22 protein-coding genes are annotated in these 20822 nt (G+C 67.3%); 14 read left to right on the plus strand and 8 right to left on the minus strand.

The annotated features are described in order from the left end of the window. Positions 1 to 5: 5 nt before the first annotated feature. Both GV161_RS07140 and GV161_RS07145 read right to left on the minus strand, forming a co-directional pair. Entirely contained in the window at positions 6 to 959 is a 954-nt protein-coding gene (locus GV161_RS07140; RefSeq protein ID WP_152015364.1) for a carbohydrate kinase, read from the minus strand. Beyond that, on the minus strand, positions 956 to 1765 hold the full coding sequence (locus GV161_RS07145) for an IclR family transcriptional regulator (RefSeq protein ID WP_152015363.1): 810 nt from the start codon (positions 1763 to 1765) through the stop codon (positions 956 to 958). The genes GV161_RS07140 and GV161_RS07145 overlap by 4 nt, the downstream gene beginning before the upstream one ends. A 178-nt stretch (positions 1766 to 1943) precedes the next feature. Here GV161_RS07145 and GV161_RS07150 point away from each other — a divergent pair, with 178 nt between their 5' ends. From GV161_RS07150 to GV161_RS07195, 10 genes are all read left to right on the plus strand, one after another. Then, positions 1944 to 2999, plus strand: coding sequence for an ABC transporter ATP-binding protein (locus GV161_RS07150; protein ID WP_152015362.1), 1056 nt, complete (start codon positions 1944 to 1946; stop codon positions 2997 to 2999). Further along, a complete protein-coding gene (locus GV161_RS07155) occupies positions 2996 to 3853 on the plus strand; it encodes an ABC transporter permease (protein WP_152015361.1) in 858 nt (285 codons plus the stop codon). Before GV161_RS07150 ends, GV161_RS07155 begins: the two co-directional genes overlap by 4 nt. 5 nt (positions 3854 to 3858) lie before the next feature. Beyond that, entirely contained in the window at positions 3859 to 4653 is a 795-nt protein-coding gene (locus tag GV161_RS07160; protein WP_152015360.1) for an ABC transporter permease, read from the plus strand. Between the two features lies 1 nt (position 4654). Continuing rightward, on the plus strand, positions 4655 to 4945 hold the full coding sequence (locus GV161_RS07165) for a (2Fe-2S)-binding protein (protein WP_152015359.1): 291 nt from the start codon (positions 4655 to 4657) through the stop codon (positions 4943 to 4945). After that, on the plus strand, positions 4942 to 6342 hold the full coding sequence (locus GV161_RS07170; protein ID WP_152015358.1) for an NAD(P)/FAD-dependent oxidoreductase: 1401 nt from the start codon (positions 4942 to 4944) through the stop codon (positions 6340 to 6342). The genes GV161_RS07165 and GV161_RS07170 overlap by 4 nt, the downstream gene beginning before the upstream one ends. Next, positions 6339 to 7529, plus strand: a complete 1191-nt coding sequence (locus GV161_RS07175) for an FAD-dependent oxidoreductase (RefSeq protein ID WP_152015357.1) — start codon at positions 6339 to 6341, stop codon at positions 7527 to 7529. The genes GV161_RS07170 and GV161_RS07175 overlap by 4 nt, the downstream gene beginning before the upstream one ends. 38 nt (positions 7530 to 7567) lie before the next feature. Continuing rightward, entirely contained in the window at positions 7568 to 8578 is a 1011-nt protein-coding gene (locus GV161_RS07180; protein WP_152016218.1) for an ABC transporter substrate-binding protein, read from the plus strand. 207 nt (positions 8579 to 8785) lie between these two features. Further along, complete coding sequence (locus tag GV161_RS07185) at positions 8786 to 9844, plus strand: sugar phosphate isomerase/epimerase (RefSeq protein WP_152015356.1); 1059 nt, start codon at positions 8786 to 8788, stop codon at positions 9842 to 9844. A gap of 163 nt (positions 9845 to 10007) precedes the next feature. After that, entirely contained in the window at positions 10008 to 11183 is a 1176-nt protein-coding gene (locus tag GV161_RS07190; protein WP_152015355.1) for a Gfo/Idh/MocA family oxidoreductase, read from the plus strand. A 70-nt stretch (positions 11184 to 11253) separates the two neighbouring features. Continuing rightward, complete coding sequence (locus tag GV161_RS07195) at positions 11254 to 12000, plus strand: transporter substrate-binding domain-containing protein (RefSeq protein ID WP_152015354.1); 747 nt, start codon at positions 11254 to 11256, stop codon at positions 11998 to 12000. Between the two features lie 123 nt (positions 12001 to 12123). Here the strand turns inward: GV161_RS07195 and GV161_RS07200 are convergent, their stop codons facing one another. From GV161_RS07200 to GV161_RS07225, 6 genes are all read right to left on the minus strand, one after another. Then, a complete protein-coding gene (locus GV161_RS07200; RefSeq protein WP_152015353.1) occupies positions 12124 to 13062 on the minus strand; it encodes a pyridoxal-phosphate dependent enzyme in 939 nt (312 codons plus the stop codon). Beyond that, a complete protein-coding gene (locus GV161_RS07205; protein ID WP_152015352.1) occupies positions 13059 to 14099 on the minus strand; it encodes a succinylglutamate desuccinylase/aspartoacylase family protein in 1041 nt (346 codons plus the stop codon). The genes GV161_RS07200 and GV161_RS07205 overlap by 4 nt, the downstream gene beginning before the upstream one ends. Before the next feature lie 184 nt (positions 14100 to 14283). Next, the gene (locus GV161_RS07210; protein ID WP_152015351.1) at positions 14284 to 15066 is read right to left on the minus strand and encodes a transporter substrate-binding domain-containing protein; all 783 of its coding nucleotides are present in this window, start codon (positions 15064 to 15066) and stop codon (positions 14284 to 14286) included. A gap of 42 nt (positions 15067 to 15108) precedes the next feature. Further along, complete coding sequence (locus GV161_RS07215) at positions 15109 to 15840, minus strand: amino acid ABC transporter ATP-binding protein (RefSeq protein WP_152015350.1); 732 nt, start codon at positions 15838 to 15840, stop codon at positions 15109 to 15111. Continuing rightward, entirely contained in the window at positions 15827 to 16477 is a 651-nt protein-coding gene (locus tag GV161_RS07220; RefSeq protein WP_201302996.1) for an amino acid ABC transporter permease, read from the minus strand. Before GV161_RS07220 ends, GV161_RS07215 begins: the two co-directional genes overlap by 14 nt. Next, positions 16474 to 17133, minus strand: coding sequence for an amino acid ABC transporter permease (locus tag GV161_RS07225; protein WP_152015349.1), 660 nt, complete (start codon positions 17131 to 17133; stop codon positions 16474 to 16476). Before GV161_RS07225 ends, GV161_RS07220 begins: the two co-directional genes overlap by 4 nt. A 152-nt stretch (positions 17134 to 17285) precedes the next feature. On the opposite strand from GV161_RS07225, the gene GV161_RS07230 reads away from it, so the two are divergent. The 4 genes from GV161_RS07230 (at position 17286) to GV161_RS07245 (ending at position 20822) form a co-directional block, all read left to right on the plus strand. Next, positions 17286 to 18071: a helix-turn-helix domain-containing protein gene (locus GV161_RS07230; RefSeq protein ID WP_152015348.1), complete on the plus strand. Its 786-nt coding sequence runs from the start codon at positions 17286 to 17288 to the stop codon at positions 18069 to 18071. Between the two features lie 138 nt (positions 18072 to 18209). Beyond that, the gene (locus GV161_RS07235) at positions 18210 to 18419 is read left to right on the plus strand and encodes a hypothetical protein (RefSeq protein WP_152015347.1); all 210 of its coding nucleotides are present in this window, start codon (positions 18210 to 18212) and stop codon (positions 18417 to 18419) included. Positions 18420 to 18580: 161 nt separating this feature from the next. Then, on the plus strand, positions 18581 to 18907 hold the full coding sequence (locus tag GV161_RS07240; protein WP_152015346.1) for a polyhydroxyalkanoic acid system family protein: 327 nt from the start codon (positions 18581 to 18583) through the stop codon (positions 18905 to 18907). A 124-nt stretch (positions 18908 to 19031) separates the two neighbouring features. Next, entirely contained in the window at positions 19032 to 20822 is a 1791-nt protein-coding gene (locus GV161_RS07245) for a cation:proton antiporter (RefSeq protein WP_152015345.1), read from the plus strand.

Genomic DNA, 20822 nt, shown 5'->3' on the forward strand with positions numbered 1-20822 from the left:
GAGCGTCAGCCCGAACGGGCGAGTTCCGCTTCTATCTCTACCGCTTTCGGCAGATCGGCTCCGCGGCGAGCGACTGTGATGGACGCGGCGGCCGCGGCGTAGTTCATCGCGTCACCCAACGCCCCCCGATCAAGCGTAGCGATGCCTTCAAGGCTGAGCCGATCCGTTCGCGAGAGCCGCGCCAGCAAAGCGGCATGAAAGCTGTCGCCGGCGCCCACCGTGTCACGAACATCGACCATCTTGGCCTGCAGTTCGACCTCGCCATCCGCGCAGAAGCCAAGTGCTCCTTCCGCCCCACGCGTGATCACCACCAGCTTTGCACCGAGCCCGAGCCAATAGGCCGCCGCTTCCTGCAGAGACAGCGTCCCACCCCAGGCGATGCGGACATCCTCCTCGCTCGCCTTGATAATGGTCGCGCTGCGGTAGAAGCGCTCGGCCGCACGCGCCCACAGCGCCATGTCCGGCACCACGCTCGGCCGCAGGTTCGGATCGACGCTGATCACGAGCCGGCCATGCTCGCGCTCCGCCAAAAGAGCGAGCGTCGCGCCGGTCGGCTCGACCGCCATGCTGTAGGAGCCGAAGCTGAGCCCACGCACCTGCGGCGGCAGCGCGGCCGGCAGGTCGGCCGGCATCAGGAAGCGATCGGCCGCGCCCTCGCCATGAAAACCGTAGCTCGGCTGCCCGTCCGCTCCCGTCGCGACGGCCGATATCGTCGAGAGCCGGTCGCTGCGGACGATGAAACGGGGATCGACGCCTTCCTGCCGCAGCCGCTCCGTCAGCATCGCGCCGATACCGTCGCGCGAGATCGCGCCGAGATAGCCCACTGGCAGGCCGAGCCGCGCCAGGCCGATCGCGACATTGAAAGGCGAACCGCCGGCCACGGCGCGCCCGGCCATCTCAGCGCCCTCGGGCGGATCGAGGAAAAGATCGACCAGCGCCTCGCCGCAGACCAGGATCATGCCACCGCACTCAGGCTGCGCGAGGGATGGCGCAGGGCCGTGTCGAACGGATTGAGCATCGCGCCCAGCGTCGCGGCTTCGGCCTTGAGGATGGCAACGACACCGGGCAAGCGCTCGGGCCGAAGACGATCCGCCAGCGTGCCGACGCTGAGCGCAGCGACGGCGCGTCCCTGCGCATCGAAGACCGGCACGCCCAGGCCCGCCATGCCCGGGATCAGCCCGGTGTTGAGATTGACCCAGCCTTGCGCGCGAGCCTTCTCCAGCTCGACCCGCAGCGCCGCCTCGTCGAGAAAGCCGCGATCGAGCAGGCGCGGTACATTGAAGCGGATCACCGCCTCGCGCTCGGCCTCGGGCAGATGGGCGAGGATCGCGAGACTTCCCTGCCCCAGCCCGAGCGGCACCTTGCCGCCGATGTCGCCGGTGAAGGAGCGGATCGGGAACGGCCCCTCGATCCGGTCGAGGCAGACGGCTTCATAGCCGTTGCGCACCAGCAGGAAGATCGTATCGGTCAGCGTCGCCGAGAGGCGCAGCAGCACCGGCTTGGCAAGGTCGCGCAGACCGTCGGCATGGCCGGCGCGCGCCGCCAGCACGAAGAAGTCGAGCGCCAGCCGGTAGCGCTTGCCGACCTGCTCGACGAAGCCCTCGGCGGCGAGGTCCTGCAAGGCGCGATGCGCCGTCGGCTGGCTGCAGCCGGCCTGTTCGGCGAGGTCCTTCAGGCGGATGCCGCCGGCGTCGGCCGCCCCGACCAGACGCAGCAGGCCGAGCGCGCGGCGTAGGCTGGAGAGAGGCTCGACAGAATCGGTCATCCGCTCACGCTAATCCCTTCCGGGTAGCGTCGCAATAAATTTCATATATAGGAATTTATAAGATAAAAATTCTCACATATGGAATTATTCGTTGACGAAATTCCACCACTCCGGCTTCTGGACGCACGAGGGCAAAAGACCCCGATGAGTGGGCGGGGCGAGCCAAGCGGGAGAGGTCATGGGCTTCCTGACGCTAGAGAAGCTGAGCAAGATCTACGGCGATTTCGCCGCGGCTCGCGACATCGACCTCAGCATTGCCAAGGGCGAGTTCGTCTCGCTGCTCGGCCCCTCAGGCTGCGGCAAGACCACGACGCTGCAGATGATCGCCGGCCTGGTCGAGCCGACCACCGGCACGATCACGCTTGATGGCCGCGACATCACCCGCGAGACGCCCAACAAGCGCGGCCTCGGCATCGTCTTCCAGAGCTACGCGCTGTTTCCGCACATGACGGTGGCGCAGAACGTCGCCTTCGGCCTGGAGATGCGCAAAGTCGCCAAGGCAGAGCGCGACGAGCGCGTCGCGACGATGCTCGGCCTCGTCCATCTCGGCGGCTTTTCCGAGCGCTATCCGCGCCAGCTCTCCGGCGGCCAGCGCCAGCGCGTCGCCATCGCCCGCGCCCTCGTCATCCAGCCGCCGGTGCTGCTGCTCGACGAGCCGCTGTCCAATCTCGACGCCAAACTGCGCGAGGAGATGCAGTTCGAACTGCGCCGCATCCAGCAGCGCGTCGGCACCACCACGATCATGGTGACGCACGACCAGGCCGAAGCGCTCTCGATCAGCGACCGCGTCGTGGTGATGGAGCAGGGCCGGATGACGCAGGTCGATGCGCCCTACAAGCTCTACGAGAACCCGGCGACGCCGTTCATTTCCACCTTCGTCGGCAAGATGAACCGGCTGGAGGGCGTCTGGCGCAAGGCCACCGTGGAGGTCGCCGGTCTTGCCCTGCCGGCGCAAGCCAGCGGCCTTCAAGAAGGACAGGCGATCGCGTTCTCGATCCGGCCGGAGAAGATCGCGCTGAAGCCGGCAGGGCAAGGCCGGCTCGACGGTACCATCGCTAATCGCTTCTTCCTCGGCGGCTCCTGGCTGTTCACGGTCGAGACCGCGGCGGGCGCCATCCTGGTCTCGGCACCGAACGACGGCGAGGAGCCGGCCCGCGAGGGCGCCAGAGTCGCGCTCGACTGGGCCCTGGCGAGCCTGCGCATCGAGCCGCTCAAGCAGGGAGCGGCGGCATGAGCGTCGGGCGCTCCGCGGCGACACCGTTCTGGCTCGCCGGGCCGGGCGCGCTGATCTTCATCGGGCTCATCGTACTGCCGCTGGTGCTGACGGTGATCCTGTCCTTCCACGTCTACGACCACACGACCGGCATCAAGAACGAATTCACGCTGGCCCATTACGCGGCGGTGTTCTCGGACGACTACTATCTCGGCATCTTCTGGCGCACGCTGCGACTCGCCGCGCTGACCACATTGATCTGCGCCGTCATCGGCGCGCCCGAGGCCTATATCCTGTCGCGGATGCGCGATCCCTGGCGCTCGGTCTTCCTCCTGGTGATCATCGGGCCGCTTCTGGTCTCGGTCGTCGTCCGCGCCTTCGGCTGGAGCATGCTGCTCGGCTCGACCGGTCTGGTGAACCAGGCGCTGCAGGGGCTCGGCTTCGAGAATGTGCGCCTGCTCTACACCGAGGCCGCGATCGTCATCGCGCTCGTCCACGTCATGCTGCCCTTCATGGTGATCCCGGTCTGGACCGCGCTGCAGAAGCTCGATCCAATGGTCGAGGCCGCCGCCTGGAGCCTTGGCGCCTCGCATTTCACCGCCTTGCGCCGGGTCGTGCTGCCGCAGGTCTCGCTCGGCATGCTTTCGGGCAGCCTGATCGTCTTCGGCCTTTCGGCCTCGGCCTTCGCCATTCCCGGCCTGCTCGGCGGGCGCCGGCTCAAGATGGCAGCGACTTTGGTCTACGACGAATACATGCACGAGCTGAATTGGCCGCTCGGCGCGACGATCGCGATCATCGTCCTCGCCGCCAACCTCGTGATCATGCTGGCCTATAACCGCGTCATCGAGACGCGCGCCCGCAAGGCTTTGGGGTGAGCCCGATGCAGAAGAATGGCCCCGTCGCGCTCCTCTTCCATACGCTGATCGTCAGCTTCGTGCTGGCGCCACTCGTCGTGATCTGCCTCGTCGCCTTCACGCCGGAGAACACGCTCTCGATCCCGACCACCAGCTTCTCGCTGCGCTGGTTCAAGGCGATCTTCGAGCATCCCGATTTCGTCGCCTCCTTCGTCAACAGCCTCTGGCTGGCGAGCCTCGCCGCGACGCTCTCGGTCGCGATCTCGGTGCCGGCGGCGCTCGCCATCGACCGCTACGAGTTTCCCGGCCGCAACGCACTGAACGCGCTCTTCCTCTCGCCGCTGATCATCCCGCATCTCGTGCTCGGCGTCGCTTTCCTGCGGCTCTTCGCGCTGATCGGCGCAACCGGCAGCTTCGCCTGGCTCGTCGTGTGCCATGTCGTGGTGATCACCCCCTATGTGCTGAGGCTGGTGATGGCGGCCTTCACCGGGCTCGACCGCTCGGCCGAGCAGGCGGCGATGACGCTCGGCGCCTCGCATTGGACGGTGTTCCGCCGCGTCACCGCGCCGATGATCCTGCCCGGCATCACCGGCGGCTGGCTGCTCGCCTTCATCAACAGCTTCGACGAGCTGACCATGTCGATCTTCGTGACCTCACCGCAGACGGTGACCCTGCCGGTGCGGATGTACATGTACGCGACTGAATCCATCGATCCCATGATGGCCGCGGTCTCGGCGCTGATGATCGCACTCACCGCCGCCGCCATGCTGGTGCTCGACCGCGCCTTCGGCCTCGACAAGATCCTGGTCGGGCAGAAGTGACATGCCGCTCCTGCATCGCATCGTCCGTACCGACCACCCGGCCATCCCCTTCACCCTCGACGGCGTCGCTTGCGAGGGCCGCGCCGGCGACACCGTGCTGACCGCGATCCTCACCCAGACCGAGCGCCTGCGCCTTTCCGAGTTCACGGCCTCGCCGCGCGCCGGCTTCTGCCAGATGGGCGCCTGCCAGGATTGCTGGGTCGTGCTCGAAAGCGGCGAACGCCTGCGCGCCTGCTCGACGGCGCTGACCGCCGGCATGCGCATCGTCACGCGTCGCGCGAGGGCGGCATGACCGGACAGTCGACCAGCGAGCGCCCGCAGCCCCTGATCGTCGGCGCCGGCCCGGCCGGCATTCGCGCCGCTGAAGCGCTGGTCGCGGCTGGCCTGCGCCCGCTCGTCGTCGACGAGGCGCCTGCCTGCGGCGGCCAGATCTACCGCCAGCGCCTCGTCCCGGACGGGCGCTCCAGCCGCGACCTTTACGGCTCGGAAGCATCCAAGGCGGAAGCGCTGCACCGCGACTTCGCCGCGCTCGACGGCAAGCTCGACTACTGGCCGCAGGCGCTGCTCTGGAACCTGCGCGACGGCCGGGCCGACATCATGGTCGCGGGCACCAGCCGGCAGGTCGCCTATGACGGGCTCGTCCTCGCCACCGGCGCGACCGACCGCATCCTGCCGATCCCCGGCTGGACCCTGCCCGGCGTCTTCACCCTGGGCGGCGCCCAGATCGCGCTGAAAAGCCAGGGCTGCGCCATCGGCAACGAAATCGTCTTCCTCGGCTCCGGTCCGCTGCTCTATCTCGTCGCCTGGCAGTACATGAAGGCCGGCGCCAAGGTCGCGGCCGTGCTCGACACCGCGCCCTTCGCCGCCAAGTTCAACCTGCTGCGCGGCCTGCCGCTGTTCCCGGGAATCGTGCTGCGCGGCATGCGCATGACCGCCGAGCTGAAGCTGGGCGGTATCGCCTTGCACTACGGCGTCGCTAATGTCCGCATCGAGGGCAAGAACACGGTCGAGGCGATCGCCTGGCGCCAGGACGGGATGGAGCATCGCCTCGCCTGCGACGGCATCGGCTACGGCCTCGCCTTGCGCTCCGAAACGCAACTCGCCGATCTCGCTGGCTGCCGCTTTTCCTTCAATCAGCGCGACCGCGCCGCCCTGCCCGAGCGCGATGCAGCCGGCCGCACCAGCGTGCCGGGCATCTATCTCGCCGGCGACGGCGCCGGCATCGCCGGAGCGGACGCGGCCGAGCGTGCCGGCGAACGCGCCGCGCTCGCTCTGCTGCAGGATCACGGCCTGCCACATGACGCCGCCCGCGCCGCAACTCTGGAGACGGAGCTCGCCCGCATCGGCCGCTTCCGCGAGGTGCTCGAAGCCGCCTTCCCCTTCCCGGCGCATTGGGTGAAGGACATCGCCGACACCACTACCCTCTGCCGCTGCGAGGAGATCACGGCCGGCGAGGTCCGCGCGGCGGTCAGCCAATTCGGCGTGCATGAGCTCAACCGGCTAAAGGCGGTAAGCCGTATCGGCATGGGCCGCTGCCAGGGCCGCATCTGCGGCGGCGCCGCCGCCGAAGTGCTGGCACATCAGACGAGCCGCGGCATCGAGGCCGTCGGCCGCCTGCGCGGCCAGGCCCCGGTCAAGCCGGTACCGCTGACGCTGGCACTCGCGGCGCAGCAGGAGGCGGCGGAATGAGCCGGCGTCTCACAGTCGACATCGCGATCATCGGCGGCGGGCTCGTAGGCTCCTCGGCCGCGCTCGCGCTACGCGATATGGGTTTCTCGGTAGCTCTGCTCGACAAGGGCTTTTGCGGCGCGCAGGCCTCGGGCGTTAACTATGGCGGCGTGCGCCGCCAGGGCCGGCCGGTCGAGCAATTGCAGCTCTCACAGCGCGCGCATGCGGTCTGGCCGCGGCTCAAGGCGCTGATCGGCATCGACGGTGAGTTCCTGCGCTCCGGCCATCTCAAGCTCGCCCGCAACGAGGCCGACATGGCCTCGCTCGAAGCCTATGCGGAAGCCGTCGCCGAGCAGGGCCTCGACCTCGAGCTGATCGGCCATAACGGCTTGCGCGAGCGCTTCGGCTGGATCGGCGACGGCGTCGTCGGCGCCTCCTTCTGTGCGGGCGACGGCCACGCCAATCCACGCCTGGTCGCGACCGGCTTCGCCGCTGCGGCGCGCCGGGCCGGCGTCGAGGTGCTGGAGAACACGGCGGTCGAGGGCGTGGCCCGCGACGGCGAAGGTTTCGCGCTTGAGGCCGCGAACAACCTTTCGCTGCGCGCCCGCTTCGTCATCAACAGCGCCGGCGCCTGGGCCGGCCCCTTTGCCGAGAGCTTCGGCGAGCCGGTGCCGCTCTCGCGCATCTACCCCTCCATGGTCGTTACAGAGCCGATGGAGCCGGTGATGTCGGTCAATATCGGCATGGAGGGCGGCGGCATCTATGCCCGCCAGGTCGAGCGCGGCAATGTCGTGGTCGGCGGCGAGCGCGCTCTGCCGCTGGTCGATCCCGATTTCTCGCGGCCGCGCGGCGACGGCGCGATCGCGATCATGAACAACGCCGCTGCGCTATTCCCCGGCCTGCGCCACGCCCAGGCGATCCGCTTCTGGAGCGGCACGGAAGGGGCGATGCCGGACAGGAACCCGGTGATCGGCTTGAGCCAGACGACGCCCGGCCTGATCCATGCCTTCGGCTTCACCGGCGCCGGCTTCCAGATCGCGCCCGGCGTCGGCGAGGTCGTCGCCGAGCTCGTCCGCGACGGTGATACGCAGACGCCGATCGCAGCCTTTTCCATCGGCCGCTTCAAGCAGGATTCCGCCCGCACCGACGCTGGCTCGGGTGCGGGGCAAAACCAAGAGCCGCACAACGCAGGGGAGTTGAGACCATGACCAGCTATCGCAGCATCCTGACAGCCGGCGTCGCCACCATGGCGCTCGCCGCCGCCGGCAGCGCCTTCGCCCAGTCGAAGACGCTCTATGTCGGCATGAACGGCGGCAATTTCGAGCGCGCCTTCACCCAGTCCGTCTTCCCGGATTTCGAGAAGGCCAACGACGTCAAAGTCGTGGTCGTGCCCGGCACCTCCTCGGACATTCTGGCTAAGGCGACCGCGGCCAAGGACAAGCCGCAAATGCACGTGATGTTCCTGGACGACGGCGTCATGGTCCGCGCCATCGGCGCCGGTCTCTGCGAGAAGCTGAAGCCGGGCCCCGAGCTCGCCGATCTCACGCCCGGCTCGCGCATGAAGGATGACATGGCCGTCGGCATCGACCTCGGCATGACCGGCCTCGGCTACAACAAGAAGCTGTTCGACGAGAAGGGCTGGCCGACACCGACCTCGTGGATGGACCTCGCCGATCCCAAGTACAAGGGCAAGGTCGTGTTTCAGTCGGCCTCGGCCTCCTCCTTCGGCCTGCACGCCTTCCTGATGTTCAACCGCATCCAGGGCGGCACCGAGGCCAATGTCGAGCCGGGTTTCAGCAAGTTCCGCGACACGATCGGCAAGAATGTGCTCGAATTCATCCCGAGCTCAGCCAAGATCGCCGAGATGGCGCAGACCGGCGAAGCCGCGATCTTCCCGCTGACGCCGACCGGCATCGCGACGCTGAAAGAAAAGGGCATCGGCGTCGAATACGCCCAGCCCAAGGAAGGCTCGGTCGTGCTGATGGTCGCCCAATGCGTCATCGCCAACAATTCCGAGCCGGATCTGGCGCAGAAGCTCGCCGCCTATCTGCTCTCGCCCGAGGCCCAGTCCAAGGCGCTCGCCGCCGGCAACATCGTGCCATCGAACACCAAGGCCAAGGCTACGACACCCGAGGCCGAGAAGAAGCTCGAGGCCTTCCACGCCAATATGAAGACCGCCGTCACCCTCGACTGGGATCAGATCAACGCCAAGCGGCCGGAATGGAACAGCCGCTGGAACAAGATGATCGAGCGCTGAGCTTCGTCCGAACCATCGACACCGCCGTGCAGAAGTGCGGCGGTGTTTTCTCACAATGCCTTGCCGTATAGCCGGATCAGATCTGCACCAATCGGAGCCGGTTTGACAGAAAGCCCCGCCCCGCTACATTCCTGCAATCGATTACATCACCAGTTCGGCGATCGATTGTGAGCTCCGGCAAGGAGCCGCGCTATCGGGAGGGTCGCGATGAAGACCATGAAGGGTCCGGGGCTCTTTCTCGCCCAGTTCGCCGGCGACGAAGCGCCGTTCAACTCGCTCGACGCGATCGGCCGCTGGGCCGCCTCGCTCGGCTACAGGGGCGTGCAGATTCCGAGCTGGGACGCCCGCTTGTTCGACCTCGCCAGGGCCGCCGAATCCGACGCCTATTGCGACGAGATCAAGGGCACGCTCGCCCAGTACGGCCTGTCAATCACCGAGCTCTCGACTCATCTCCAGGGCCAGCTCGTCGCCGTCCATCCGGCTTTCGACGAGGCCTTCGACGGCTTTGCGGTTCCTGCGGTGCGCGGCAATCCCAGGGCGCGGCAGGAATGGGCGGTCGAGCAGATGAAGCTCGGGGCGAAAGCCTCGCGCCGGCTCGATCTCACGGCCAATGTCAGCTTCACCGGCGCGCTCGCCTGGCCCTTCGTCTATCCTTGGCCGCAGCGCCCGGCCGGGCTGGTCGAGACCGCCTTCGAAGAACTCGGCAAGCGCTGGCGCCCGATCCTCGACACTTACGACGAGGCCGGCGTCGACCTCTGTTACGAGATTCATCCCGGCGAGGACGTCCATGACGGGGCGACCTTCGAGCGCTTCGTCGACGCAGTCGGCGGCCATGCCCGCGCCTGCATCAACTACGACCCCAGCCATTTCCTGCTGCAGCAGCTCGACTATCTCGCCTTCATCGACCTCTACCATGAGCGCATCAAGGCCTTCCATGTGAAGGATGCCGAGTTCAATCCGAACGGCCGCGTCGGCATCTATGGCGGCTACGAACCCTGGATCGACCGGGCCGGTCGCTTCCGCTCGCTCGGCGATGGCCAGGTCGATTTCGGCGGCATCTTCTCGAAACTGGCGCAGTACGATTACAAGTCCTGGGCCGTGCTCGAATGGGAATGCGCCCTCAAGCATCCCGAGGACGGCGCGCGCGAAGGGGCGGAGTTCATCGCCGCCCATATCATCCGCGTCACCGAGAAGGCCTTCGACGATTTCGCCGCCGGCGGCACCGACGAAGCCGCCAACCGGCGCATGCTCGGCCTTACCAACTAAGTTACCACCTGATCCGGTCATCCCGGACAAGCCGCGAAGCGGCGCCGATCCGGGATCCATTCCTGAGCCTCTATCGGAAAGATTCCGGAATGGGTCCCGGGTCTCCCTTCGGTCGCCCGGGACGACCAGGATGGGAAAGACCGTAGATTGTAAGGAGGCAAGCATGTCGATCGAGAGCACCCTGGCTCCGAAGCTCAACCGCCGCCTCCGTCTCGGCATGGTCGGCGGCGGGCGCGGCGCCTTCATCGGTGCGGTGCATCGCATCGCCGCCCGGCTCGACGACCGCTGGCAGCTCGTCGCCGGCGCGCTGTCGTCAGATCCTGAGCGCGGACGCCTCTCCGGCGAGGATCTGCTGCTCGATCCCGCCCGCCTCTATGCCGATGCCAACGAGATGGCGAAGCGCGAGAGGCGCCGCAAGGACGGCATCGACGCGGTCGCGATCGTCACGCCGAACCATGCCCATGCCCCGGCGGCGAAAGCCTTCCTCAAGGCCGGCATCCATGTGATCTGCGACAAGCCGCTGACGACAACCCTGCGCGAGGCTGAAAGCCTAGCCAAGCTGGCGAAGGACAGCGGACTGATCTTCGCGGTCACCCACAACTACACCGGCTATCCGCTGGTCCGGCAGGCCCGCGCCATGGTCGCCGAAGGCGCGCTCGGCAAGCTCCGCGTCGTCCAGGTCGAATATGCGCAGGATTGGCTCGCCACGAAGCTCGAGGAGAGCGGCCAGAAGCAGGCCGAGTGGCGCACTGACCCGGCGCGGTCCGGCCCGGCCGGTTCGATCGGCGATATCGGCAGCCATGCCTTCAACCTCGCCGAGTTCATCGCCGGCGAGGAGGTCGAGGCGCTCGCGGCTGAGGCCCATGTCTTTGTCGAGGGCCGCCGGCTCGACGACAACGCTCATATGCTGCTGCGCTTCAAGGGCGGCGCGCGCGGCATGCTCTGGTGCAGCCAGGTCGCGGCCGGACAAGAGAACGGCCTGCGCATCCGCCTCTATGGCGAAACGGGCGGGCTCGAATGGCAGCAGGAGAATCCGAACCTGCTGATCCATTCGCCGCTCGGCGAGCCGCCGCGCCTGATCCGGCGCAATGGTGCCGGCGCCTATCCCGTCGCCAACGCCGCTTCGCGCGTGCCGGCCGGCCATCCCGAGGGCTATCTCGAAGGCTTCGCCCAGCTCTACACTGATATCGCCGAGCAGATCACAGCCCGGATCGAAGGGCGTGAGCCTGCCCCGTTCGCAACGCTGGTGCCGACCGTCACCGATGGCGTGCGCGGCGTCCGCTTCATCGAGGCTGCGGTGCGCTCCTCGGCGAAGGGCGCGCGCTGGCTGGAGCTCTGATGTTGAACCGGCTTGTCCTCCCCACCGGCGGCACGGCATAAGCGGCCCCGACGACAGGGAGGACGACGCCATGGAATTCCGCCCCGATATCGGCCAGCTCTCGCCGACCGTGCGCGAGCATCTGGCGCCGGCCAACCTGCTGCGCGCCGGCATCAACCTCTCCAACTTCCTGCTGGTGTCCAGCCGCAGCCCGCAGGGTGAGCCGCAAGGAGTCTCGCCCGACATGGCCCGCGCGCTGGCCGACCATCTCGGCACCGGCCTGCGCTATGTCCCTTACGAGAATCCTGGCCTGCTCGCCGATGCCGCGCCTTGCGACGAATGGGATGTCGGCTTGATCGGCGCCGAGCCGCAGCGCGCCGAGGCGATCAGCTTCACGCCAGCCTATGCCGAGATCGAGGCAACCTATTTGGTTCGCGAAAGTTCGCCGCTGCGCGAGATCGCCGATGTCGATGCGCAGGGCGTCCGCATCGCCGTCAGCGGCCGCGCCGCCTACGGCCTCTGGCTCGATCGCAATATTCGCAAGGCCGAGCTCGTCCGCTCCGGCACGCTCGACGATTCCGCTGCCGACTTCGTTTCCAAGGAGCTGGATGCGCTCACAGGCCTGCGCCCGCGCCTGTTGAAGGATGTCGTGGCGATTCCCGGCACGCGCATCCTCGACGGATATTTCATGACCGTGCAGCAGGCGATCGGCGTGCCCAAGGCCAAGGCCGAGGCGACGGATTACCTGGCAAAATTCGTCGCAGCGGCGAAAGAATCGGGCTTCGTCGCCGCGCTGATCGCCAAGCACGGCGTGCAGGGGCTGAGCGTCGCGCGGTAGCCCTCAAGCGTCATTCTCGGGCGGAGCGAAGCGCAGACCCGAGAATCTCATGACGAGAAGGCGCAGAGCGGAGCTTCATCCGGCCTGAGATGCTCGGCTCAAGGCCGAGCATGACGGCGGAGGTCAGGTCCCGTCCGTCCCGGCACCGCAGACCAGCGCGCAGACCTTGCTGCCCGGCGCCGGTACGAAGCGCTTCGCCTGCAAGGCCGCGACCGCAGCCGCGCCGGACAGGTCCGCCGCGATACCAAATTCGAACCAGAGCGACTGCGCCGCCTGCTCCATCTCGGCGTCGCTGACCAGCACGATCTCGTCGACATGTTTCGCGACGGCCTCATAGATCGCCTGGTCGGTGCGCCGGCATGACATCGTCGCGACCCGCGTCTCGAGCTTGTCGAGCGTGACGAGCTTGCCGGCTTCGAGGCAGGCATGCAGCGTCGGCGAGCCATAGGGCTCGATGCCGATGATGCGCGTCTGCGGCCGCAGTGCCTTCACCGCGGTGGAGAGCCCGGTGATCAGCCCGCCGCCGCCGATCGCGACGAGGATGACGTCGACCTCGGGGATCTCGTCGAGAATGTCGAGGCCGAGCGTGCCCTGGCCGGCGACCACGACGGGATCGCTGAACGGATGGGCATAGGTCGCTCCGGTTTCCCTGGCATAGGCGAGCGCCGCGGCATTGGCGTCATCCCAGATCGCGCCGACGATCTCGACCTCGGCGCCCCAGCGCTTCAGCTTGGCGACCTTGTCCGCGACGACATTGGACGGCAGGAAGATCTTGGCCCTGGCGCCGAGCACATGGGCCGAGCGGGCGATGGCAAGGCCATGATTGCCGCCCGACGCGGTGACGACGCCGCGCCCTAGTTCCTCAGCCGAGAGCGTCAGCAGGCGATTCATCGCGCCGCGCGCCTTGAACGAGCCCGCCGCCTGCAGCAATTCGAGCTTCAGCGTCACCGTGCCGCCGAAATCCTCGCGCGAGCTGAGCTGGCCATAGGGCAGGATCGGCGTCTTGCGGATATGCGGCTGGATTCGCCAGCGCGCCGCGCGGATATCGTCGAGGCCGATCACGACAGCACCCCGCGATAGGGCGCCGCGACGATCAGGCAGCAATTGCCCGGCCTGACCCGGCCAGGCTGGCGCCGGCCATAGAGGATCCCATCGGCGGCGTAGTGCAGCGTCTCCGGCGGACGGGTCGGGTCCCAGGTGCAATGGATCCTGCCCGCCGGCTGGCCAGCGCTGACCTTCTCGCCATTGGCGTGGAAGGGTTCGAAGATTCCGTCGGCCGTGGCGTAGACGTAAGCCGAGGTGCCCGGCAACTCCAGCACCTGCCCACCGCCGCGGCGCGGCTCGGGCTTGTCGCGGGCGACGATGCCGAGATGGTCGAGCACGTTGGCGACGCCGCGGCGACAGATCGACAGTGCTTCCAGCGAGACCGCACCAGCGCCCGCCATCTCGGTGCCGACAGTGACGAGCCCCTGCCGGCATGCGGTCGCCGTTGCGGTACGCGGCTCGCCGAGATTGGAGATCACCACCGTCATCGGTGCATCGAAAGCCTGGACGGCCGCGACATTGCGCTTGTGCAGTTCGGGATCGTCGGTTGGCTCGACGATCGCGCTCGGAATGATGTCGAGCGAGGAGCCGCCAGAGTGCAGGTCGAGGAAGGCGTCGCCGAGCGACAGGATGTGGTCGCTGACGAAAGCCGAGATCTGCTGGGTGATGGTGCCGCGCGGATCGCCCGGGAAGGTCCGGTTGAAATTCAGACCGTCGACCGTCGATGTCCGCTGACCGGCGATGACGGCGTGGACATTGTTCGCCGGCATCAGGATGAGCCGCCCCTGCACGCGGCCGGGATCGAGATCGCGGATCAGGTCGCAGATCGTGATCGGCCCCTCATATTCGTCGCCATGGTTGCCGCCTTCGAGGATGGCGGTCCGCCCCGAGCCGTTTTTGATGATCGCGACCGGGATCCGCGTCGCGCCCCAGGCGTCGTCGTCAGGCGAATGCGGGATCATCAGGAAGCCGACCTGCTTGCCGTCCTTCTCCGGATCGACCGTGAGGAAGGCGGAGGACGGGCGCGGCGTCGGCTTCTGGCGGGAGCTGGTCATGGCGGGGCTCGATCGGACGTGGCCTGGGAAGCCCTCCCCGAGAATGGGGAGGGTCGAGAAGGACCGTCATGCTCGGGCTTGACCCGAGCATCTCAGGCAGAATGAGGCTCCGGTCAGAGCCATCAGGTCACGAGATTCTCGGGTCTGCGCTACGCTTCGCCCGAGAATGACGGCAATGGACCGCTCACAGCGTCGGCAGCGGATCCATCGGCATGTCCAGATACTTCTTGTGCAGCCGGTCGAGTTCGCCATTCATCGAGGCGTAGAAGATGAAGCTGTCGAGCCAGCGCACCAGATTATGCTGGTCCATCTGCACGCCCATATGCGCCGGGCTGCGGCGGATGACGAATTTGCGCTCGAATTCCTTGTTCGGGTTCTGCTTGGCGAGCGCCTGGGCGACGATCGAGTTGGTCGCGAGCAGATCGGTCTGGCCGGTGATGTAGGCGGCGGCCGCGGTCGCGTCGTCCTCGGTGCGCATCACATTTGCCTTCGGCGCCGATTCCGTGATGGCAAGTTCCTGCGTCGTGCCCTTGGCGGCGGCAACGCGGTTCGAGCCCAGCGTCTCCGGGCTGCTGACGGTGGCTGACTTCGCCCCGTAGACCGCCAGGAAGGTGTTGGCATAGGGCGCAGTGAACATGATCTGCCGGGCGCGCTCCGGCGACAGGCCCATCACCGAGATGACGATGTCGACCTTGTCGGTGAGCAGGAACGGAATGCGGTTGGCGCCGGTGATCTGCTGCATCTCCAGCTTCACGCCGAGGCCCTTGGCGACCATCTCGGCGAGCTCGATATCGAAGCCGACCGCCTTGCGGTTGGCATCCTGCGAGCCGAAGGGCGGCGCGTCGAGCGGCACGCCGATGCGCACCACGCCCTTGGACAGGATGTCCTGGAGCTTGTCGGCCTTGGCCTCGACAGCACCGAACGCAGCGATCGCCATCGCCGCCAGGCCTGCAAACAGTTTACGCATGATGTCCTCCCCTCGTGACTGAACTGGAACCGGCTTGTCTCCTCAGTGCAGGACTGCGCTGAGGAAGGTGGTGAGTTCGGGCGTCTTGGGCTGGGCGAGCACCGCCGCGGCCTGGCCTTCTTCGTGGATGCGGCCCTCGTGCATGAAGACGACGCGCGAGCCGAACCTGCGGGCAAAGCCCATCTCATGGGTGACGAGCATCATGGTCATGCCCTCCTGCGCCACGGATTCGAGGACCTTCAGCACCTCGCCGGTGAGCTCCGGGTCGAGCGCCGAGGTGACCTCGTCGAACAGCATCAGCTTCGGCCGCATCGCGAGCGAGCGCGCGATCGCGACGCGCTGCTGCTGGCCGCCCGAGAGCTGCGCAGGATAGGCGTCGAGCTTGTCCTCCAGCCCGACGCGGGCGAGCACCTCGCGGGCGACCTCGCGCGCCTCCTCCGGCTTCTGCTTCTTCACGACGCGCGGGGCGAGCGTGATGTTGTCGCTGACCGAAAGATGCGGGAACAGGTTGAACTGCTGGAAGACGATGCCGACTTCCTGCCTGAGCTTGCGCAGATCGGTCGCGGGATCGTTGACCTTGACGCCGTCGATGCGGATCGTGCCCGCCTGGACCGGCTCCAGCCCGTTGACGCAGCGCAAGAGCGTGCTTTTCCCTGAGCCCGAGCGGCCGATCACGGCGACGACCTCGCCCTTCTCGATGTCGAGCGAGACGCCCTTCAGCACCTGGTTGGCGCCATAGCTCTTGCTGACGTCATGGATTTCAACGAGCGACATCGAGCTTCCGCTCGAGCGAGCGGCTCCATTGCGTGAGAGGGAAGCACATCGCGAAATAGATGCAGGCGACGGTGATGTAGACGGCGAAGGGCTTGTAGGTGCCGGCCGCGGTGAGCTGGCCCTCGCGGGTGAGCTCGACGAAGCCGATCACTGCCGCGAGCGAGGTATTCTTGATCAGCTGCACGAGGAAGCCGACCGTCGGCGGGATCGCGATCCGGATCGATTGCGGGATGATCACGTAGCGGAGCTGCTCGGCGAGCGAGAGCCCGAGCGAGGCGCCCGCCTCCCATTGCGTTTTTGCGATCGAGACCAGCGCGCCGCGCCAGATTTCGCCGAGGAAGGCCGAGCCGTAGACCGAGAAGGCGACGGCCGCCGCGATCCAGGGATTGACCGAGATGCCGGCGAGCGGCAGGCCGAAGAAGATCAGGAACAGCCAGACCAGCAGCGGCGTGCCCTGCACCAGCTGGATATAGGTCGCCGAGAACCAGCGCAGCGGCGCGACCGGCAGGATGCGCAGGATCGCGAGCGCAAGCCCGAGTACAGCCGAGCCGGCGAAGGCGACCACGGTCAGCGCGATCGTCCAGCGCGCCGCCGCGATCAGATACATCACGTCGATGAGGCCGAATTCCCGGATCATCGCACGAACACCACACGGTAGATCAGGGCGAACAGGCCGCGGAAGCCGATGGCGAGCGCGAGATAGAGCACGCCGATCACCGTATAGACCTCGAAATCCCTGAAGGTGCGCGACTGCACGATCGAGGCGGCGTGGAAGAGGTCCTGCACCGAGATCTGCGAAGCGACGCTGGTCGCCAGCATCAGCAGCACGAACTGGCTGGCGAGCGCCGGGAACATCGCCTTCAGCGCCGGGAAGACGACGATGTAGCGGAAGACCTGCAGGCCGGAGAGACCGAGCGAGTGGCCGGCCTCGATCTGCGCCTTCGGCACGGCCTCCAAGCCCGCACGGACGATCTCGGTGGTGTAGGCGCCGAGATTGATCACCAGCGCGATCATCGCAGCGGTCAACCCATCGAGCCTGACGCCGAAGCTCGGCAGCCCGAAGAAGATCAGGAAGAGCTGCACCAGGAGCGGCGTGTTGCGAATGATCTCGACATAGGCGCCGACGATGCGGCGCAGCCAGGCCGGGCCGTAGGTGCGCGCCGCGGCGCAGAGGATACCGATGGCGAGGCCGCCAACCATCGCCACCGCGGAGAGCAGCAGCGTGATCCAGACGCCGTCGAGAATGGACTGCCAGGCCGCAAAGACATCGCGAAACTGCAGCCCGTACTTCATCGCCGTCAGCCCTGGGCCTGCGGGCCATGGGCCCGCCGTCCGGATGCGCTGGACGGATGTCGCGGCGATGCGCTCATGTTTCTCCCTCTTTACCCGAAGGCTAGTTTGGCTTCTTATTTGATGTCAAGCTTCATATATGAAACAGGCGCAGCATGAGCGTTCTTCCCGAAGCCGACCCTGACGAGAAGGCGGCCTATGCCGCCCCTGCCCTGGAGAAGGGTCTCGATATCCTCGAACTCCTGGCGGAGACCGGCGAGCCGCTCTCGACCCGCGTGATCGCCGAGCGGTTGCAGCGCTCGAAGAGCGAGATCTTCCGCATGGTCTTCGTGCTGCAGCAACGCGGCTATCTCGAACGGGAGCCGGGCACAGACCGGCTCGGCCTGTCGCGCCGCCTGTTCGACCTCGGGATCAGGACGCCGGGCGGCAAGCAGCTGACCTCGGTGGTACTGCCACTGATGGAGCGCTTCAGCGAGGAGAGCGGCCAAGCCGCTCATCTCGTCGTGCTGAGCCGGGCACAGACGGTGGTGCTCGCCACCACCGCCGGCCATCTCGACGCCAGCGTCATCGTCCGCCCCGGCTATGGCCGCCCGGCGCTCGACGCCAATTCCGGTTTGCTGATCCTCGCCTTCCAGTCGGAAGCGCGCCGGCGCGGGCTGATGCGCGAAGCGCCGCCCGAGACTAGGCAGCGGCTCGACGATCCTGAGACCCAGGCCGCACTCGCCGAGGTCCGCGCACTCGGCCACCGCATCGCAGCGAGCCGCGACATCCTCGCCGTCACCGACATCGCCTGCCCGGTGATCGGCCCGGCCGGCCATGCCGAGGCGGCGATCCTGGTGCCCTGCCTGCAGCGCCACGGCGTCGAGACCGACGAGGCCGCCATCCTGCTCGCGCTCAAGGCCTGCGCCGCCGAGGCGGGCCTACGCCTGCCCTATGGCTAGCGCTCAGCCGGAAAACCAGCCGGCTAACCCGGAAAACCCGCGCAATTGCCGCAACGCCACCCGAACACGGCCATACACTCTCCAAAATTGCTCGCGATTTTCCCTCTAACCGCAGCAACCGCCACGGAGGAGGACGATATGGCCGAGACCGCGACGAACCCGCAGACCATCGTGATGACCGACCCGGAGTGGATCGCTCTGGAGAGCATCAGCGAAGAGACACGCCGCTTCATCTTCGGCGAGGCGATGCTGCGGCTGCTTCAGGGTCGCGGCCTGGCCGAGCCCGGCAACGAGCTCTGGAAAGTCACACCGGAAGGCCAGCAGGCGCTCGAAGCCCGCAGCCACTGACCTTCACATCCGGTTTCACCTTGAACATCTCGTCCCGGGTACCCTCAGCGGTCGCTCGGGACGATCTCGTTAGAGGTCGTGTCCGTAAACGGTTGCAAGTGCCGGCTGCGCAGCCCATCTCAGCGCTACGCCAGCTCGCTCACGCTTCCGGGACCTGACGCATGAAACGCCCCGTCACCATCACGATCTCGCATTCGCTCGGCCGCGAGGCGGCCCGCCAGCGGCTGCAGGGCGGCGTCGGCAAGGTCCGGGACAGGCTCGGCGGCTTCGGCATGCAGCTCGTCGAGGAGAACTGGCAGGGCGACACGCTGCAATTCGGCGTCGCCGCCCTCGGCCACACCGTCAGCGGCAAGATCGAGATCGAGGATGCCCTGGTGCGCGTCGAGGTGATGCTGCCTTTGATGCTCGCCATCTTCGCCGAGAAGCTGAAACTCAGCGTCGAGAAGCAGGCCCAGATCCTGCTGGAACACAAGCCGGCCAAGGCCTGACGCCAACTCCGCGCACCGTGTCGCAGGCCGCTTGCGACTTTTGTTCACCATCGAAGGTTGAATTCCCTCGCCGCGATCCGCAAAGTCGCCGGCGCCCCCTTTCTCGCCTGCCCACCGGAGACCCATGCATCACGGCCCATTGATCGCCATCATCGTCATGGGCCTCGGCCTCGCCTTCGTGTTCGGGGCGCTGGCACAGAAGTTGAGGGTTTCCCCGCTCGTCGGCTATCTCCTCGCCGGCGTCGCGGTCGGCCCGTTCACCCCGGGCTTCGTCGCCGACCAGAACCTCGCCAACGACCTCGCCGAAATCGGCGTCATCCTGCTGATGTTCGGCGTCGGCCTGCATTTCTCGCTGAAGGACCTGCTCTCGGTCAAAGCCATCGCGGTACCGGGCGCGCTGGTGCAGATCGGCACTGCGACCCTGCTCGGCCTGGGGCTCGCCCTGCTGCTTGGCTGGAGCGTACCAGCCGGCCTCGTCTTCGGCTTGGCGCTCTCGGTCGCCAGTACCGTCGTGCTGCTGCGCGCCTTGCAGGAGCGTCGCATCGTCCAGACCGAGAAGGGCAAGATCGCCGTCGGCTGGCTGATCGTCGAGGACCTCGCCATGGTCCTGGCGCTGGTGATGATCCCGGCGGTCGCCGATGTGCTGAACGGCGGCTCCGGTACGGCCGCGGGCAGTGGGCCGCTGGCGACGCGCTTCGATCTCGGGCTCTGGGGCGTGCTCGGTCTGACGCTCGCCAAGGTCGCCGCCTTCGTCGCCTTCATGCTGATCGTCGGGCGCCGGCTGATTCCGTGGATCCTGCACTGGGTCGCCCATACCGGCTCGCGCGAGCTCTTCCGCCTCGCCGTACTCGCGATCGCGCTCGGCGTCGCCTATCTCGCCGCCAGCCTGTTCGGCGTCTCCTTCGCGCTCGGCGCCTTCTTCGCCGGCATGATCCTCAGCGAATCGCCGCTCAGCCATCGCGCTGCCGAGGAATCGCTGCCGCTGCGCGACGCCTTCGCCGTGCTGTTCTTCGTCTCGGTCGGCATGCTGTTCGACCCCGGCATCCTGCTGCGCGCGCCACTGCCGCTGATCGCGACCATCGCCATCATCCTGTTCGGCAAGACCCTGGCGGCCTGGCTGATCGTGCGCGCCTTCGGCAAGCCCGATCAGGTCGCGCTGACGATCTCGGCGAGCCTGGCCCAGATCGGCGAGTTCTCCTTCATCCTGGCCGGGCTCGGCGTCTCCCTGAAGCTGCTGCCGGAGCAGGGTCGCGACCTGATCCTCGCCGGCGCGATCTTCTCGATCGTGCTCAACCCGCTGATGTTCAAGCTGGTCGACCGCTTCGCCCCGCCCGACCCGGCACCGGCCAAGCCCAGGCCGGCAGAACCGAAGCCGACCGAGGCCGTGCCCGTCCCTCAGCCGGAAGCACCAGCCACCACGCCGGAACCCGAACCCGCACCGACGCTTGAGCGCGACATCATCCCGACCGAACTCTCCGATCACATCGTCGTCGTCGGCTATGGCCGCGTTGGCTCGCTGCTCGGCGCCGGCCTTGCGGCCATGGGCGAGAAACTCCTGGTGATCGAGGACCAGGATGACGGCGTCGCCGCCGCCCGTCGCGATGGTGCCGAGGTGCTGGTCGGCAATGCCGCCGACCCGGAGGTGCTCGACGCCGCCGGGCTGGCGCGGGCAAAACGCCTCTTCGTCGCCATCCCCGGCAGCTTCGAGGCCGGCCAGGTCTGCGAGCAAGCGCGCAAGCAGAACCCGAACCTGCCGATCATCGCCCGCGCCCATTCCCTCGCCGAGGTCGAGCATCTCAGAGAGTGCGGCGCCAGCCGCACCATCATGGGCGAGGCCGAGATCGCCCGCGCCATGCTGGCGCTCTGCGGCAGGAAGGGCGAGGAACCGGCTCCAAGCACGCCGAACACAGCCTGA

Source organism: Bosea sp. 29B, assembly GCF_902506165.1.
GTDB lineage: Bacteria > Pseudomonadota > Alphaproteobacteria > Rhizobiales > Beijerinckiaceae > Allobosea.

Excerpts from the sequence above, each read along its gene's own strand:
- GV161_RS07220 (WP_201302996.1), bottom strand. The coding sequence starts at position 16,477 with ATGATCCGGGAATTCGGCCTCATCGACGTGATGTATCTGATCGCGGCG.
- GV161_RS07150 (WP_152015362.1), top strand. The coding sequence starts at position 1,944 with ATGGGCTTCCTGACGCTAGAGAAGCTGAGCAAGATCTACGGCGATTTC.
- GV161_RS07235 (WP_152015347.1), top strand. The coding sequence starts at position 18,210 with ATGGCCGAGACCGCGACGAACCCGCAGACCATCGTGATGACCGACCCG.
- GV161_RS07185 (WP_152015356.1), top strand. The coding sequence starts at position 8,786 with ATGAAGACCATGAAGGGTCCGGGGCTCTTTCTCGCCCAGTTCGCCGGC.
- GV161_RS07145 (WP_152015363.1), bottom strand. The coding sequence starts at position 1,765 with ATGACCGATTCTGTCGAGCCTCTCTCCAGCCTACGCCGCGCGCTCGGC.
- GV161_RS07190 (WP_152015355.1), top strand. The coding sequence starts at position 10,008 with ATGTCGATCGAGAGCACCCTGGCTCCGAAGCTCAACCGCCGCCTCCGT.
- GV161_RS07140 (WP_152015364.1), bottom strand. The coding sequence starts at position 959 with ATGATCCTGGTCTGCGGCGAGGCGCTGGTCGATCTTTTCCTCGATCCG.
- GV161_RS07240 (WP_152015346.1), top strand. The coding sequence starts at position 18,581 with ATGAAACGCCCCGTCACCATCACGATCTCGCATTCGCTCGGCCGCGAG.
- GV161_RS07230 (WP_152015348.1), top strand. The coding sequence starts at position 17,286 with ATGAGCGTTCTTCCCGAAGCCGACCCTGACGAGAAGGCGGCCTATGCC.
- GV161_RS07175 (WP_152015357.1), top strand. The coding sequence starts at position 6,339 with ATGAGCCGGCGTCTCACAGTCGACATCGCGATCATCGGCGGCGGGCTC.
- GV161_RS07205 (WP_152015352.1), bottom strand. The coding sequence starts at position 14,099 with ATGACCAGCTCCCGCCAGAAGCCGACGCCGCGCCCGTCCTCCGCCTTC.
- GV161_RS07195 (WP_152015354.1), top strand. The coding sequence starts at position 11,254 with ATGGAATTCCGCCCCGATATCGGCCAGCTCTCGCCGACCGTGCGCGAG.
- GV161_RS07245 (WP_152015345.1), top strand. The coding sequence starts at position 19,032 with ATGCATCACGGCCCATTGATCGCCATCATCGTCATGGGCCTCGGCCTC.
- GV161_RS07180 (WP_152016218.1), top strand. The coding sequence starts at position 7,568 with ATGGCGCTCGCCGCCGCCGGCAGCGCCTTCGCCCAGTCGAAGACGCTC.
- GV161_RS07215 (WP_152015350.1), bottom strand. The coding sequence starts at position 15,840 with ATGTCGCTCGTTGAAATCCATGACGTCAGCAAGAGCTATGGCGCCAAC.
- GV161_RS07170 (WP_152015358.1), top strand. The coding sequence starts at position 4,942 with ATGACCGGACAGTCGACCAGCGAGCGCCCGCAGCCCCTGATCGTCGGC.
- GV161_RS07160 (WP_152015360.1), top strand. The coding sequence starts at position 3,859 with ATGCAGAAGAATGGCCCCGTCGCGCTCCTCTTCCATACGCTGATCGTC.
- GV161_RS07155 (WP_152015361.1), top strand. The coding sequence starts at position 2,996 with ATGAGCGTCGGGCGCTCCGCGGCGACACCGTTCTGGCTCGCCGGGCCG.
- GV161_RS07225 (WP_152015349.1), bottom strand. The coding sequence starts at position 17,133 with ATGAAGTACGGGCTGCAGTTTCGCGATGTCTTTGCGGCCTGGCAGTCC.
- GV161_RS07210 (WP_152015351.1), bottom strand. The coding sequence starts at position 15,066 with ATGCGTAAACTGTTTGCAGGCCTGGCGGCGATGGCGATCGCTGCGTTC.
- GV161_RS07165 (WP_152015359.1), top strand. The coding sequence starts at position 4,655 with ATGCCGCTCCTGCATCGCATCGTCCGTACCGACCACCCGGCCATCCCC.